General features: G+C 67.6%; 12 protein-coding genes and 1 tRNA gene. 9 read left to right on the top strand and 4 right to left on the bottom strand.

Annotated elements, in window-relative coordinates; translation table 11 throughout:
- Both RTK35_RS03555 and RTK35_RS03550 read left to right on the top strand, forming a co-directional pair.
- Positions 1-663, top strand: a complete 663-nt coding sequence (locus RTK35_RS03555) for a response regulator (RefSeq protein ID WP_044405381.1) — start codon at positions 1-3, stop codon at positions 661-663.
- Positions 660-2,039: an ATP-binding protein gene (locus RTK35_RS03550; RefSeq protein ID WP_142013631.1), complete on the top strand. Its 1,380-nt coding sequence runs from the start codon at positions 660-662 to the stop codon at positions 2,037-2,039. The genes RTK35_RS03555 and RTK35_RS03550 overlap by 4 nt, the downstream gene beginning before the upstream one ends.
- 6 nt (positions 2,040-2,045) lie before the next feature.
- Here RTK35_RS03550 and RTK35_RS03545 read toward each other — a convergent pair whose 3' ends face one another.
- Genes RTK35_RS03545 through RTK35_RS03530 form a run of 4 tightly spaced genes read right to left on the bottom strand, consistent with a single transcriptional unit; the run spans position 2,046 to position 8,111 of the window.
- Complete coding sequence (locus RTK35_RS03545) at positions 2,046-3,230, bottom strand: hybrid sensor histidine kinase/response regulator (protein ID WP_316907405.1); 1,185 nt, start codon at positions 3,228-3,230, stop codon at positions 2,046-2,048.
- A complete protein-coding gene (locus tag RTK35_RS03540) occupies positions 3,220-3,804 on the bottom strand; it encodes a chemotaxis protein CheB (RefSeq protein WP_316907404.1) in 585 nt (194 codons plus the stop codon). Before RTK35_RS03540 ends, RTK35_RS03545 begins: the two co-directional genes overlap by 11 nt.
- Positions 3,801-4,619 carry a CheR family methyltransferase gene (locus tag RTK35_RS03535; RefSeq protein ID WP_044405374.1) on the bottom strand — a complete coding sequence of 273 codons (819 nt, stop codon included), beginning with the start codon at positions 4,617-4,619 and terminating at the stop codon, positions 3,801-3,803. The genes RTK35_RS03540 and RTK35_RS03535 overlap by 4 nt, the downstream gene beginning before the upstream one ends.
- Positions 4,620-8,111, bottom strand: coding sequence for a response regulator (locus tag RTK35_RS03530; RefSeq protein ID WP_316907403.1), 3,492 nt, complete (start codon positions 8,109-8,111; stop codon positions 4,620-4,622). It lies immediately after the preceding gene.
- A gap of 341 nt (positions 8,112-8,452) precedes the next feature.
- Here RTK35_RS03530 and RTK35_RS03525 point away from each other — a divergent pair, with 341 nt between their 5' ends.
- The 7 genes from RTK35_RS03525 to RTK35_RS03495 all read left to right on the top strand — a co-directional run bounded on the left by RTK35_RS03525 (position 8,453) and on the right by RTK35_RS03495 (position 13,720).
- Positions 8,453-8,860, top strand: a complete 408-nt coding sequence (locus RTK35_RS03525) for a response regulator (protein WP_268193484.1) — start codon at positions 8,453-8,455, stop codon at positions 8,858-8,860.
- A 238-nt stretch (positions 8,861-9,098) separates the two neighbouring features.
- Entirely contained in the window at positions 9,099-9,872 is a 774-nt protein-coding gene (locus RTK35_RS03520; RefSeq protein WP_044405371.1) for an ABC transporter ATP-binding protein, read from the top strand.
- Between the two features lie 18 nt (positions 9,873-9,890).
- Positions 9,891-10,643: an ABC transporter substrate-binding protein gene (locus RTK35_RS03515; RefSeq protein ID WP_316907402.1), complete on the top strand. Its 753-nt coding sequence runs from the start codon at positions 9,891-9,893 to the stop codon at positions 10,641-10,643.
- Between the two features lie 56 nt (positions 10,644-10,699).
- A complete protein-coding gene (locus RTK35_RS03510) occupies positions 10,700-11,395 on the top strand; it encodes an ABC transporter permease (protein WP_044405367.1) in 696 nt (231 codons plus the stop codon).
- On the top strand, positions 11,392-12,081 hold the full coding sequence (locus RTK35_RS03505) for an ABC transporter permease (RefSeq protein WP_044405365.1): 690 nt from the start codon (positions 11,392-11,394) through the stop codon (positions 12,079-12,081). The genes RTK35_RS03510 and RTK35_RS03505 overlap by 4 nt, the downstream gene beginning before the upstream one ends.
- 69 nt (positions 12,082-12,150) lie before the next feature.
- Positions 12,151-13,410, top strand: coding sequence for a methyltransferase (locus tag RTK35_RS03500; RefSeq protein ID WP_316907401.1), 1,260 nt, complete (start codon positions 12,151-12,153; stop codon positions 13,408-13,410).
- 234 nt (positions 13,411-13,644) lie between these two features.
- Positions 13,645-13,720, top strand: a tRNA-Thr gene (locus RTK35_RS03495).
- Positions 13,721-13,824 lie beyond the last annotated feature (104 nt).

Raw genomic sequence — 13,824 nt, 5'->3', positions numbered from 1 at the left:
ATGCGTCTGCTGCTGGTAGAGGATGACCCCGCCCTCGGCGAAGGGGTGCGCACCGGATTGCGCCAGGAGGGCTACACCATCGATTGGCTGCAGGACGGCGCCAGCGCGCTGCACGCCCTGCAGACCGAGGAATTCGACCTGGTGGTGCTCGACCTCGGCCTGCCGCGCCTGGACGGCATCGAGCTGCTCAAGCGCCTGCGCGGCGGCGGCGCCACCCTGCCGGTGCTCATCCTCACTGCCCGCGACGCCACCGAGGACCGCATCGCCGGCCTCGACGCGGGCGCCGACGACTACCTGGTCAAGCCCTTCGACCTCAACGAACTGAAGGCCCGGCTGCGCGCCCTGCTGCGCCGCAGCACCGGCCGCGCCACGGTGCTGATCGAGCACGCCGGGATCACCCTCGACCCCTCCAGCCAGCAGGTCACCTACAACGGTCAGACCGTGGTGCTGACGCCCAAGGAATACCTGCTGCTGCACGAACTGCTGGCCCAGCCGGGCAAGGTCTTCACCCGCGAGCGCCTGACCCAGCTGCTCTATGGCTGGGAGGAAGAGGCCGAGAGCAACACCCTGGAAGTGCACATCTACCACCTGCGCAAGAAGCTCTTCAGCGAGCTGATCCGCACCGTGCGTGGCATCGGCTACCTGGTGGAAGGGCAGGCATGAGTTCACTGCGCCAGCGCACGCTGTGGCGGGTCATGGCGCTGCTGCTGCTCGGCACCGGCCTGCTCGCCCTGTACAACCACCACGACAGCAGCCACGAGATCGCCGAGATCTACGACGCCCACCTGGCGCAGAACGCCCGCCTGCTCCAGGGGGTGATGAGCATGCCGCTGGCCGACCCCGAGCGGCAGGCCCTCTACGCCGCCTACAACGACGCCCTGGCCAAGGCCGGCAAGCACCGTGTCGGCCACCCCTACGAGAGCAAGCTGGCCTTCCTGGTGTGGCGGGAGAACGGCGACGTGCTGGTGCGCACCCCCAGCGCCCCGCAGTTCGACCAGCCGCTGCGCGAGCCGGGCTTCAGCAACCTGACCCTGGACGGCCGCCAGTGGCGCGGCTTCCTCCTGCCGGTGCCGGAGCAGCACGTGCTGATCTGGGTCGGCGAGCGCAACGACGTGCGCGGCGACCTGGTCTCGCGCATCGTCCGCCACACCCTGGCGCCCTTCCTGGTGGGCAGCCTGGCCCTGGCGTTGCTGGTCTGGCTGGCCATCGGCTGGGGCCTGAAGCCGCTGCAGAACATGGCGCGGGTGATCCGCGCGCGGCACGCCGAATCCCTCGAACCGCTGCAACTGGTGCCGCTGCCCCGGGAGCTGGAACCCATGCAGGCGGCCCTGAACCGCCTGCTCGGGCAGATCGACGCGCTGCTACGCCGTGAACACCGCTTCATCGCCGACGCCGCCCACGAAATGCGCACGCCGCTGGCCATCCTCCGGCTGCACGCGCAGAACGCCCTGCAGGCGGAGAACGAACAGGACCGGCGCAAGGCGCTGGATTTCCTCATCGGCGGGGTGGACCGGCTCAGCCGGGTGGTCAACCAGCTGCTCACCATGGCCCGGGTCGAGCCGCTGCTGGCCCAGCGCCCCTGCACCCCCATCGACCTGGCCAAGGTGGTCACCGACACCCTGGCCGAACTCACCCCGTGGATCATCGGCAAGGGCATGGAGCCGGCCATGGAGATCGAGCCCGGCGACTACCACCTGGACAGCGATGCCGGGGTGATCGGCATCGCCGTGCAGAACCTGGTGGCCAACGCGGTCAACCATTCGCCACCCGGCGGGCTGATCCGGGTGTCACTGCGGCGCGAAGGGGATGAACTGCTGCTGGCCGTGGACGACCAGGGCCCCGGCATCGAGCCGGACAAGCTGGAGCGGGTGTTCCAGCGTTTCTACAGCGAGGGCAACAGCCACGGCGCCGGCCTCGGCCTGTCCATCGTGGCGATGATCATGGAGCGCCTGGGCGGCAGCGCCAGCCTGCACAACAAGCCGGAAGGCGGCCTGGTGGCGACGCTGCACCTGCCCCTGGCGCGGCCGCTGGCGGCCTGAACCGCCTCAGGCAGTCGGCAGCAGCAGGCTGAAGGTGGAACCCACCCCCGGTGTGCTGCACAGCTCGATGCGGCCGCCGTGGGCGAGCATGATCTGCTCGGAAATGAACAACCCCAGCCCCAGCCCCGCCACCTTGTCGGCGCCGCCGGCCCGTTCGAACTGCTGGAAGATGCGCCTCTGGTCCTCGGCGCAGATGCCGATGCCCTGGTCGCGCACCTCCACCCGCGCCCATTCGCCGTCACGCCGCACCACCACCTGCACCGGGTTGCCGGTGCCGTAGCGCAGGGCGTTGCTGAACAGGTTGCTGACCACCTGCTCGATGCGGAAGGCATCCCACACGCCGGTGACGCCGTCCTCCACCTGCAGGTCCAGCGCGCAGTCGGCGGCCTCCATCTGCGCGGCGAAGTTCTCCGCCACATGGCGCACCAGTTGCCCCAGCTCGCAGGGCTCGGGGCGGATGGAGAGCTTGCCGGTGCGGATGCGGGAGACGTCGAGCATGTCCTCGATCAGCCGGACCAGGCTGCGGATCTGCCGCTCGTCCCGGTCGAACAGGGTGCGCAGGCGGGCCTCGGTGAACACCGCGACGTTGCCCTTGGCCAGGTGGTTCTGGCGCAGCTGGGTGTCGAGCATCAGGCCGTTGAGCGGGGTGCGCAGCTCGTGGGAGACGATGGACATGAAGTCGTCGCGCATCTGCACCGCGCGCTGCAGCTCGGCCTGGGTGGCGCGCAGTTCGGCCAGCAGGGTGTCCTGCTCGCGGCGCGCCGCCTCCAGGGCTTCCAGCTGCTGGGCCATCAGCTTGCGCTGGCGGTGCAGTTCGACGAACACCGCCACCTTGCTGCGCACGGCGTGGGTGTCCAGCGGTTTGTAGAGGAAGTCCACCGCGCCGCTCTCGTAGCCCTTGAAGGCGTAGTTCAGCTCGCGGCCGGCGGCGCTGACGAAGACGATGGGGATGTGCTTGGTCTTCTCCGTGCCGCGCATCAGTTCGGCCAGCTCGAAGCCGTTCATGCCCGGCATCTGCACGTCGAGGATGGCCAGGGCGAACTCGTGCTCCAGCAGCAGGGCCAGGGCCTCGTCGGCGGAGGCGGCCTGGTGCACCTCGCGGCCGTCCTCCTTGATCAGGGCTTCCAGGGCCAGCAGGTTCTCCGGCAGGTCGTCGACGATCAGCAGCTTGCTTGGTGGATTACTCGGCATGGGATGGGTCCAGTCGTGCCAGGAGGTCGCGGATGCCCCGCAACGGGAGGATGTGGTCGGGACGGTGGGTGGCCAGCGCGGCCTCGGGCATGGTCGGCACCTGGGCGTCGTGCGGGTCCTGCACGACGCTGAGGCCGCCCTGTTGCTGGATGTAGGCCAGCCCGCGGGCACCGTCTTCGTTGGCGCCGGTCAGCAGCACCCCCACCAGGCGCTCGCCGTAGCAGTCGGCGGCGGACTCGAAGAGGATGTCGATGGAGGGCCGGGAGAAGTGCAGCGGCTCCTCGCGGCTGAGGGAGAAGCTGGCGTCGCGTTCGATGGACAGGTGGTAGCCCGGCGGGGCGACGTAGAGGGTGCCGGGGGCCAGGCTCTCCTTGTCCCGGGCCTCGCGCACGCGCACCGCCAGGCGCCGGGCGAACAGCTCGGCCAGCAGGCTCTCGCGCCCTTCGGGCAGGTGCAGCACGCAGGCCAGGGTGAGCGGGTAGCCCGCCGGCAGCCCGGCGAACACCTGCAGCAGGGCCTCCACCCCTCCGGCGGAAGCGCCCACCACCACGGCCATGCGCTGGGGCCCGTTCATAGCTTGCGGAACACCCGTTCCGGGCGGTTGAGGGCTTCGAAGTGGCCGGCGTAGGCGGAGAAGTCGAGGCTCTCCTTGCTGCCCAGGCCGAGGAAGCCGCGGTGACAGAGCGATTCGTGGAACAGGCCGAGGGCGCGGTCCTGCAGCTGCTTGTTGAAGTAGATGAGCACGTTGCGGCAGGAGATCAGCTGGGTCTCGGAGAACACGCTGTCGGTGGCCAGGCTGTGGTCGGCGAAGGTCACGTTCTCGCGCAGCAGCTTGTCGAATAGAGCGCCGTCGTAGGCGGCGGTGTAGTAGTCCGACAGCGAGCCCTGGCCGCCGGCCAGGCGGTAGTTCTCGCTGTACTTGCGCATGTCGTCGAGGGCGTAGATGCCGCGCCGGGCCTTCTCCAGGGAGCGCGGGTTGATGTCGGTGGCGTAGATCAGGGTGCGCTCCAGCAGCCCTTCCTCGTGCAGCAGGATGGCCATGGAGTGCACCTCCTCGCCGGTGCTGCAGCCGGCAATCCACACCTTGAGCGAGGGGTAGGTGCGCAGGATGGGCACCACTTCCTGGCGCAGGGCGAGGTAGTAGGAGGGGTCGCGGAACATCTCGCTGACCGGGATCGTCAGGTACTGCAGCAGCTCGTGGAAGGCCTGCGGGTCGTGGATGATGCGCTCCTGCAGGGCCGAGATGGTGGCGCAGTCGAACTGCCGCAGGGCGTAGAGCACCCGGCGCTTGAGGGAAGCGCCCGAGTAGTCGCGGAAGTCGTAGCTGTACTTGAGGTAGATCGCCTCGATGAGCAGGCGCAGCTCGATTTCCTGGGTGCGGTCGGCCATCTAGATGCGCTCCAGACGCGGTAGCCAGACACGGATCAGCGAGAACAGGCGATCCAGGTCGATGGGTTTGGCCAGGTAGTCGTTGGCGCCGGCGCGGATGCACAGGTCCTGGTCGTCCTTCATCGCCTTGGCGGTGACGGCGATGATCGGCAGCTTGGCCCAGCGCGGCTGCTGGCGGATGCGCCGGGTGGCTTCGTAGCCATCCATCTCCGGCATCATCACGTCCATCAGCACCAGATCGATATCGTCCACGGCTTCGAGCTTGTCCAGCGCCTCACGTCCGTTGCGAGCGATTTCCACCCGCGCGCCCTTCTGCTCCAGGGCGCTGGTGAGGGCGAAGATGTTGCGCACGTCGTCGTCCACCAGCAGGATCCGCCGCTCTTCGAACACACGGTCGCGGCTGCGGGCGGTCTTGAGCATCTTCTGCCGTTCGCTGGAGAGTTCCGACTCGACCTTGTGCAGGAACAGGGTGACCTCGTCCAGCAGGCGCTCCGGCGAGCGCGCGCCCTTGATGATGATGGAGCGGGAGTACTTGAGCAGCTCGGCCTCTTCGTCCCGGGAGAGATTGCGCCCGGTGTAGACGATCACCGGCGGGAAGGAGCAGATGTCCTCGCTGCCCATGCGCCGCAGCAGCTCGTTGCCCTGCATGTCGGGCAGCTTGAGGTCGATGATCATGCAGTCGAACAGGGTGCTGCGCAGCAGTTCCAGGGCCTGTTCGCCGAACTCGACGGCGGTGATCTGGATGTCGTCGTCGCCGATCAGCCGGGCGATGCTGTCGCGCTGCAGGGCGTCGTCCTCCACCAGCAGCACGCGCTTGACCTTCTGGGTGAGCTTGGCTTCGAGGCGGGCGAACACATCCTTGAGCTGCTCGCGGGTGGTGGGCTTGACCGCGTAGCCCACCGCGCCCAGGTGCAACGCGGCCTCGCTGAGGTCCTCCACCGAGATGACGTGCACGGGAATGTGGCGGGTGCGGGGCGTGTCCTTGAGACGCTGCAGCACCGAGAGGCCCGGCTCGTCGGGCAGGCGCATGTCCAGCAGGATGGCGTCCGGTGCATGGCGCTCGGCGAGGTGGAAGCCTTCATCGGCGCCATGGGCCACCAGGCAGCGGTAACCCAGTTCGTGGGCCAGGTCGTAGAGGATCTGGGCGAACTTGGGCTCGTCCTCGATCACCAGTACGCAGCGCTCATCCGACGGGGCCTGGTCACGGTCGTCCGGGAAGGTGGGGATCGGCGCGTGGGTGGCCGGTGCCAGGGTCGCCGCCACGGCCGGGCGGGCGGGCGGCGGAGTCGGCGCACTGGGCTTGGGCGCGGGCAAGGGCACCGGCGGCTCGTCGGCCGGCGTCCAGTGTTCCGGCAGTACCAGGGTGAACAGGCTGCCCTGGCCCGGCTCGCTGCTGGCCTGGATGCTGCCGCCAAGCAGCTGCGCCAGGTCGCGGGAGATGGACAGACCGAGGCCGGTACCGCCGTAGCGGCGGTTGGTGGTGCCGTCGGCCTGGCGGAAGGCCTCGAAGATCAGGTCCAGTTGGTCGGCGCGGATGCCGATGCCGCTGTCGCGCACGGCGAAGGCGATGCCCGCCGGAACCCGCTCGACCCGCAGGGACACGGCGCCCTGGTCGGTGAACTTGATGGCGTTGGACAGCAGGTTCTTGATGATCTGCTCCACCCGTTGCCGGTCGGTGCAGAGCTGGTCGGGCACGTCGTCGGCCACCTCGACGCTGAAGGCCAGGGCCTTCTGCTCGGCCAGCGGGGTGAACAGCTCGCGCAGGCCGTCCACCAGGCGCCGCACCGGGGCGTTCTCGGCGCGCAGGTCGAGCTTGCCGGCCTCGACCTTGGAGATGTCGAGGATGTCGTTGATCAGGTTGAGCAGGTCGTTGCCGGCGGAATAGATGGACTCGGCGAACTTGACCTGCTCGTCATTGAGGTTGCCCTCGGGGTTGTCGGCCAGCAGGCGAGCGAGGATCAGCGAGCTGTTCAGCGGGGTGCGCAGCTCGTGGGACATGTTGGCGAGGAACTCGGACTTGTAGCGGCTGGCGCGCTGCAGCTCCTCGGCACGGGCCTCCAGTTCCAGGCGGGCCTGCTGCAGGGCGGTGTTCTTGTCGTCCAGGTCATCGCGCTGGGCGGCCATCTCCTGGGCCTGTTCGGCCAGGCGCTCGTTGGTCTGCTCCAGTTCGGCCTGCTGGGCCTCCAGGCTGGCCTGGGACTCGCGCAGCACGCGGGACTGTTCTTCCAGTTCCTCGTTGGCGGTCTTCAGCTCTTCCTGCTGCACCTGCAGCTCTTCGTTGAGCTGCTGGGTCTCGCCGAGCACTTCCTGCAGGCGCTGGCGGTAGCGGGATGCGTCCATGGCGGTACCGAGGTTGCCGGCGATCAGCGGCATCAGCGCCTGGTCGCGGGCGGAGAGGCGCCGCAGGAAGCCCAGCTCCAGCACGCCGTTGACCACGCCGTCGCTGTGGGTGGGCACCAGCAGCACGCCTTCGGCGTCGGTCTGGCCGAGGCTGGTGGCGACCTTGAGGTAGCCGGCGGGCAGGTCGTCGAGGGCCATCAGGCGGTTCTCCAGGGCCGCCTGCCCCACCAGGCTTTCGCCCGGCAGGATCTGGTCGGGCGCCTGGTCGTCGCGCTCCAGGCCGTAGCTGGCGACGCGCCGCAGGGTGCCGCCCTCTTCCCGCAGGTACAGGGCGCCCACGGCCATGCCCAGGTAGGCGGCAAGGAATTCCAGGGCGTTGCGCCCGATCACCGGCAGAGATTGCTGGCCGAGCAGGCGCTCCGACAGGGCCGCCTGGCCGTCCCCCAGCCAGCGCTGCTGGGTGAGGTGCTCGCTGTGGGCACGCTGCTGGGCGAGGGACTCACCGTAGGTGCTGGACAGCGCCACCAGCTCACGGCGCCCGAAGTACGCCAGCGCCCCCGCGAAGGTCAGGCTGAACAGCAGGTAGAGGCTGATGGTGAAGATGGCGGTGGAGTTGGCCTTTTCGTTGCGCTCGTGGCGCAGCTGCCGCTCCATGTTGATGAAGGTGCGGTACTGCTCGCGGATGGCGTCCACCAGTTGCTTGCCACGGCCTTCGCTGACGGTGTCGGAGACGTTCTCGCCGTTCTGCTTGCGGCTGATCATCTGGGTGGCGAAGCGGTCCCACTCGGCCTGCAGGGCTTCGATGGCGCGCACCCGCTCGACCTGGGCGGGGTTGTCCACCACCAGTTCGCGCAGCCCCTCCATGGCGGCCTTGATCCGCGGCCGCGCCTGTTCGTAAGGCTGCAGGAAGGCTGCATTGCCGCTGATCAGGTAGCCGCGCATGCCGGATTCCTGGTCCACCGACAGGCGCAGGCCATCGTTGGCATTGCTGATCACCTGGTCGGTGTGCTCGACCCAGCTGAGGACATAGAGCAGGTAGGAGATCAGGGCCACGAACAGGGCGGCCCCGGCGACGCCCACCCCCAGCGGCAACGCAACGTTGCGCGCGAGGATGCGACGGAAACGCGTCTCGTCTGTCAGATCATTGGTCATCTGGCTTCCCTGGCTTAGCGCCGAAAATCACCGATATGAAGGGTAAAACTGCGGGTCCGGCATGGTAATGCGAGTGTTTGCATTAACCAATCGAATCCTGGGCGACGATGGGGTGCCGCATTATCGCTTCGCTTGGAGCACCTTAAGCGTGGGAAAGGTTCACATAAATTGTGGGAATTTTTTCTGCCCGTGTTCTTCTAAACTGCCGTACCCGGTCACGCACTGTCCGGGTGCCCCGCGCACCGATGCGGCGCGGACACGGGGGCGCCACGGCGCCAACCGTGCTATATCGCCCAGCCCGGCGCCGGCAAGCGCCCGCCATGAACCCGTCGGAGGTTTCCTTGCCCATAGAAGAACGTCACGCCGATGCCCTCGGGCAGGGCACCCCGCCCCTGGGGCGCGTGCTGGTGGTGGAGGATGCCGAGGTGGTCCGCATGCTCACCGTGGAAGTGTTGGAAGAGCTCGGCTACGAGGCACTGGAAGCCGGCGACGCGGCACAGGCCCTGGCACTGCTGGAGCATGAGTCGGTGGACCTGCTGCTCACCGATGTCGGCCTGCCCGGGATGAACGGCCAGGAACTGGCGACGCGGGCCTGCACCCTGCACCCGTCATTGCGCGTGCTGTTCGCCACCGGCTACGCCGAATCGATCCGCCCCGACCCCGCCCGCGCCGCCCTCCAGGACGTGATCGCCAAGCCCTTCGGCATCGAGGAATTGCGCGGCAAGGTCAGCGCCCTCCTCGCCCGCTGACCGCGACGGCCTGGCACTGGAATTGCCAGGCGTTTGCGCGTAGGGTGCGCCGCACCCGCTTTTCCAGGCCTTCTTGCGTCCGCGCGACAATCGCCTGCAATGATGCGACAAGCCAGCGAAACCGCCCGGTCACGCCCCGGAAGCGCCCTTGGCGCCCCCTGGGGCCTATGCTAGGTTGCCCCCTCGCCAGGAAGGCCGATCGCAGCCGGAGCGCATCCGAACAATAAGAGGAACCCCCATGGCCGAGGCCACGCCCGCGCTAGAAATCCGCGACCTGCATAAACGCTACGGCGAACTGGAGGTGCTGAAGGGCATTTCCCTGACCGCCCGCGACGGTGACGTCATTTCCATCCTCGGTTCCTCCGGTTCCGGCAAGTCCACCTTCCTGCGCTGCATCAACCTGCTGGAGAACCCGCACAAGGGCCAGATCATCGTGGCCGGCGAGGAACTCAAGCTGAAGGCCGCCCGCTCCGGCGAACTGGTGGCCGCCGACAACCGCCAGATCAATCGCCTGCGCAGCGAGATCGGCTTCGTCTTCCAGAACTTCAACCTCTGGCCGCACATGACGGTCCTCGACAACATCATCGAGGCGCCGCGCCGCGTGCTCGGCCAGAGCAAGGCCGAAGCCACCGAGGTGGCCGAGGCCCTGCTGGCCAAGGTCGGCATCGCCGACAAGCGCCACGCCTACCCCGCCCAGCTCTCCGGCGGCCAGCAGCAGCGCGCGGCCATCGCGCGCACGCTGGCGATGCAGCCTAAAGTGATCCTGTTCGACGAGCCCACCTCGGCCCTCGACCCCGAGATGGTACAAGAAGTGCTTAACGTGATCCGCGCACTCGCCGAAGAGGGCCGGACCATGCTGCTGGTGACCCACGAGATGAACTTCGCCCGCCAGGTGTCCACCGAGGTGGTCTTCCTCCACCAGGGCCTGGTGGAGGAACAGGGTCCGCCGCAGCAGGTGTTCGAGAACCCGACCTCGGCGCGTTGCAAACAATTCATGTCCAGCAATCGCTAAAACACGGAGCAAGTACGCATGAAGAACTACAAGAAGATCCTGCTGGCCGCTGCCGCCACCCTGGCCTTCGGCACCCACGCCGTGGCCGCCGACAAGCTGAAGATCGGCACCGAAGGCGCCTACCCGCCCTTCAACCTGATCGACGCCAGCGGCAAGGTCGGTGGCTTCGACGTCGAGGTCGCCCAGGCCCTGTGCGCCAAGATGAAGGTGGAGTGCGACGTGGTCACCTCTGACTGGGACGGCATCATCCCGGCCCTGAACGCCAAGAAGTTCGACTTCCTCGCCGCCTCGATGTCCATCACCGAGGAACGCAAGCAGGCCGTCGACTTCACCGACGCCTACTACACCAACAAGCTCCAGTTCATCGCCGCCAAGGACGCTGACTTCAAGACCGACAAGGGCAGCCTGAAAGGCAAGGTCATCGGTGCCCAGCGCGCCACCATCGCCGGCACCTGGCTGGAAGACAACATGGCGGACATCGTCGACATCAAGCTCTACGACACCCAGGAGAACGCCTACCTCGACCTGGCCTCCGGGCGCGTCGACGGCGTGCTGGCCGACAAGTTCGTGAACTGGGAATGGCTCAAGAGCGATGCCGGCAAGGGCTTCGAATTCAAGGGCGAGCCGGTGTTCGACAACGACAAGATCGCCATCGCCGTGCGCAAGGGCGACCCCCTGCGCGAGAAGCTGAACGCGGCCCTGAAGGAAATCGTCGCGGACGGCACCTACAAGAAGATCAACGACAAGTACTTCCCTTTCAGCATCTATTGATGCCCGCCTGACCGGCGCCGCCCACGCGGCGCCGGTCCCCAGCAGTAGCCTTGCAGATGAACCTCGACCTCTACGGATTCGGCCCCGCCCTGGCGGCCGGCACCCTCATGACCATCAAGCTGGCGCTCTGCGCGCTGTCGCTCGGTCTGGTGCTGGGTCTGCTCGGTGCGCTGGCCAAGACTTCCCCCAAGAAGCCGCTGCAGTGGCTTGGCGGGACCTACTCCACCCTGGTGCGCGGGGTGCCCGAGCTGCTCTGGGTGCTGCTGATCTACTTCGGCACCGTGAACCTCATGCGCGCCATCGGCGACAAGATCGGCGTGCCCGGCCTGGAGCTGTCGGCCTTCGCCGCCGGTACCATCGCCCTCGGCCTGTGCTTCGGCGCCTACGCCACCGAGGTGTTCCGCGGCGCCATCCTGGCGATCCCCAAGGGGCACCGTGAGGCCGGCCTGGCACTGGGCCTGTCCAACGGGCGCATCCTCTGGCGCCTGATCCTGCCGCAGATGTGGCGCATCGCCCTGCCGGGCCTGGGCAACCTGTTCATGATCCTGATGAAGGACACCGCGCTGGTCTCGGTGATCGGCCTCGAGGAAATCATGCGCCGCTCGCAGATCGCCGTGACCGCCAGCAAGGAGCCCTTCACCTTCTACCTGGTGGCGGCCTTCATCTACCTGGGCCTGACCGTCCTCGCCATGATCGGCATGCACTGGCTGGAAAAACGCGCCGGACGCGGCTTCAAGAGGAGCGCGGCATGAACTGGGACGTGATCATCAAGTACCTGCCGCGCCTGTTCGACGGGGCGCTGCTGACCCTGGAGCTGGTGGCCATCGCCGTGGTCGCCGGGCTGATCCTGGCGCTGCCCATGGGCATCGCCCGCGCCTCCCGCCACTGGTACGTGCGCGCCCTGCCCTACGGCTACATCTTCTTCTTCCGCGGCACGCCGCTGCTGGTCCAGCTGTTCCTGATCTACTACGGCCTGGCCCAGTTCGAGGCGGTGCGCCACAGCGACCTGTGGCAGTACCTGCGCAGCCCGTTCTGGTGTGCGGTCATCACCATGACCCTGCACACCGCCGCCTACATCGCCGAGATCATCCGCGGGGCCATCCAGGCCATCCCGCCGGGCGAGATCGAGGCGGCTCGGGCCCTGGGCATGTCCCAGGCCAAGACGCTGGTGCACATCATCCTGCCGCGCGCGGCGCGCATCGGCCTGCCGGCCTACAGCAACGAGGTGATCCTGATGCTCAAGGCCAGCGCCCTGGCCAGCACAGTGACCCTGCTGGAGCTGACCGGCATGGCGCGCACCATCATCGCCCGCACCTACCTGCCGGTGGAGATCTTCTTCGCCGCCGGGGTCTTCTACCTGGTGATCGCCTTCGTACTGGTCCGCGCCTTCCGCCTGTTGGAGAAATGGCTGCGGGTCGACGCCTGCCAGGGCCGCTGACCCTGAGCGCCGCTCCCACCCGGGAGCGGCGTATACTCCGGCTCCCCGTCATCACCCACGTCCTCCCAGATGCCTCATCCCGCCCCGCTCCAGGGCGCCGAACTGCTGGAACGCTTCCAGGCGCTCGACCGTTTCCTCGTCGACGGGCAGCGCTTCTGGCAACCCGAGCCCTTCACCGAGCCCGCCCTGGCCTGGGAGTCCGAGCTTCCCGAACTCGCGGCCTGGCTGCGCTGCCGGACACTGGAACAGGCCGAGGCCGCCCACGGAGAGCTGGACCTGCCCGACGCACCGACGCCCTTCGCCGAACTGGCCGCCACAGCCCGCGCCCTGACCGCACTGCCGCCACTGGACAGCCTGGGCAACGGCGAATGGCCGGCCAAACTGGAACTGGATGTACCCGGGCGCAAGTGGCAGCAGATCCGCGCCTTTGCCGATCACCTCGCCTTCCAGCGCCAACCCCGGCACTGGCTGGACTGGTGCGCCGGCAAGGGCCACCTCGGCCGCGCCCTGGCCTGGCGCCACGGCGAGCTCACAGCCCTGGAGCTGGACCCGCAGCTGGTGGAGGACGGGCAACGCCTGAGTGATCGCGTACCGATCAAGGCCCTGCACCGCCAGCAGGACGTACTGGCCCCCGACACGGGCCATTGCCTGGCTCCGGAACACACCACCGTCGCCCTGCATGCCTGCGGCGACCTGCACGTGCGCCTGATGCAGCTGGCCAGCCAGGCCGGCTGCCAACAGCTCGCCATTGCCCCCTGCTGCTACAACCGCATCGCCAACGAGGCCTACACCCCGCTCTCCGCCGCCGCGCAGGACAGCACACTCCACCTGGACCGCCGGGACCTGCGCCTGGTGCAGAGCGAGACCGTCACCGCAGGCGCGCGCGTCCGCCGCCAGCGCGACCGCTCCATGGCCCGCCGCCTGGCCTTCGACCACCTGCAGCGGCAACTGCGCGGCAGCGACACCTACCTGACCACGCCCTCCTTGCCGGTCGCCTGGCTGGACAAGCCGTTCGACCGGTACTGCCATGACCTGGCAGCCCTTCGCGCACTCACCATCACCACCGAACCGGATTGGGCAGCGCTGGAAGCCCTCGGCTGGCAACGCCTGGCCCAGGTACGCAACCTGGAGCTGCTGCGGGCCCTCTACCGGCGTCCCCTGGAATGCTGGCTGCTGCTGGACCGGGCGCTGTACCTGGAGGAGCAGGGCTACCGGGTCAAGGCCGGCCCCTTCTGCGCCCACCACCTGACCCCACGCAACCTGATGCTCCTGGCCGAGCGCGGAAAGTTGCCCACAGGACCTGTGGATAACTCTGTTGATGCTTTCTGAGCAACACCCCGGAACGCCTTCAAGCCGCCACGCCGGTCGAGTCGGTCATTTTCTGGCCAGGTCGGCAAAGCGCCTGTGAAACAGCCACTTGCGGCATTTCCATGAACAGCGTCACAGGCTTGCTGCACGATCGTCCCAGCTTCATGCCTTTTGTGCATAAGCATCGGCCGACATCACACCCTCCCTCTGAGGGAGGTTTACTCGGCCCAGCCAATCGCTATAATGGCGCCCCTCGCCGGTATAGCTCAGCAGGTAGAGCAACTGACTTGTAATCAGTAGGTCCCGGGTTCGATTCCTGGTGCCGGCACCATATAAATCAAAGGCTTGCAGCGATGCAGGCCTTTGTTTTTTCCGCTAGACGTACAATTTGACGTACAAAAAATCTCGAACACACTCCATCCCGTAGCGTCCTTA

This window comes from Pseudomonas sp. zfem003 (genome assembly GCF_032621675.1).
GTDB classification, from domain to species: domain Bacteria; phylum Pseudomonadota; class Gammaproteobacteria; order Pseudomonadales; family Pseudomonadaceae; genus Metapseudomonas; species Metapseudomonas otitidis.
The sequence above is the reverse complement of the archived record's forward strand: the minus strand, read 5'-3'. Positions and strand labels throughout refer to the sequence as shown.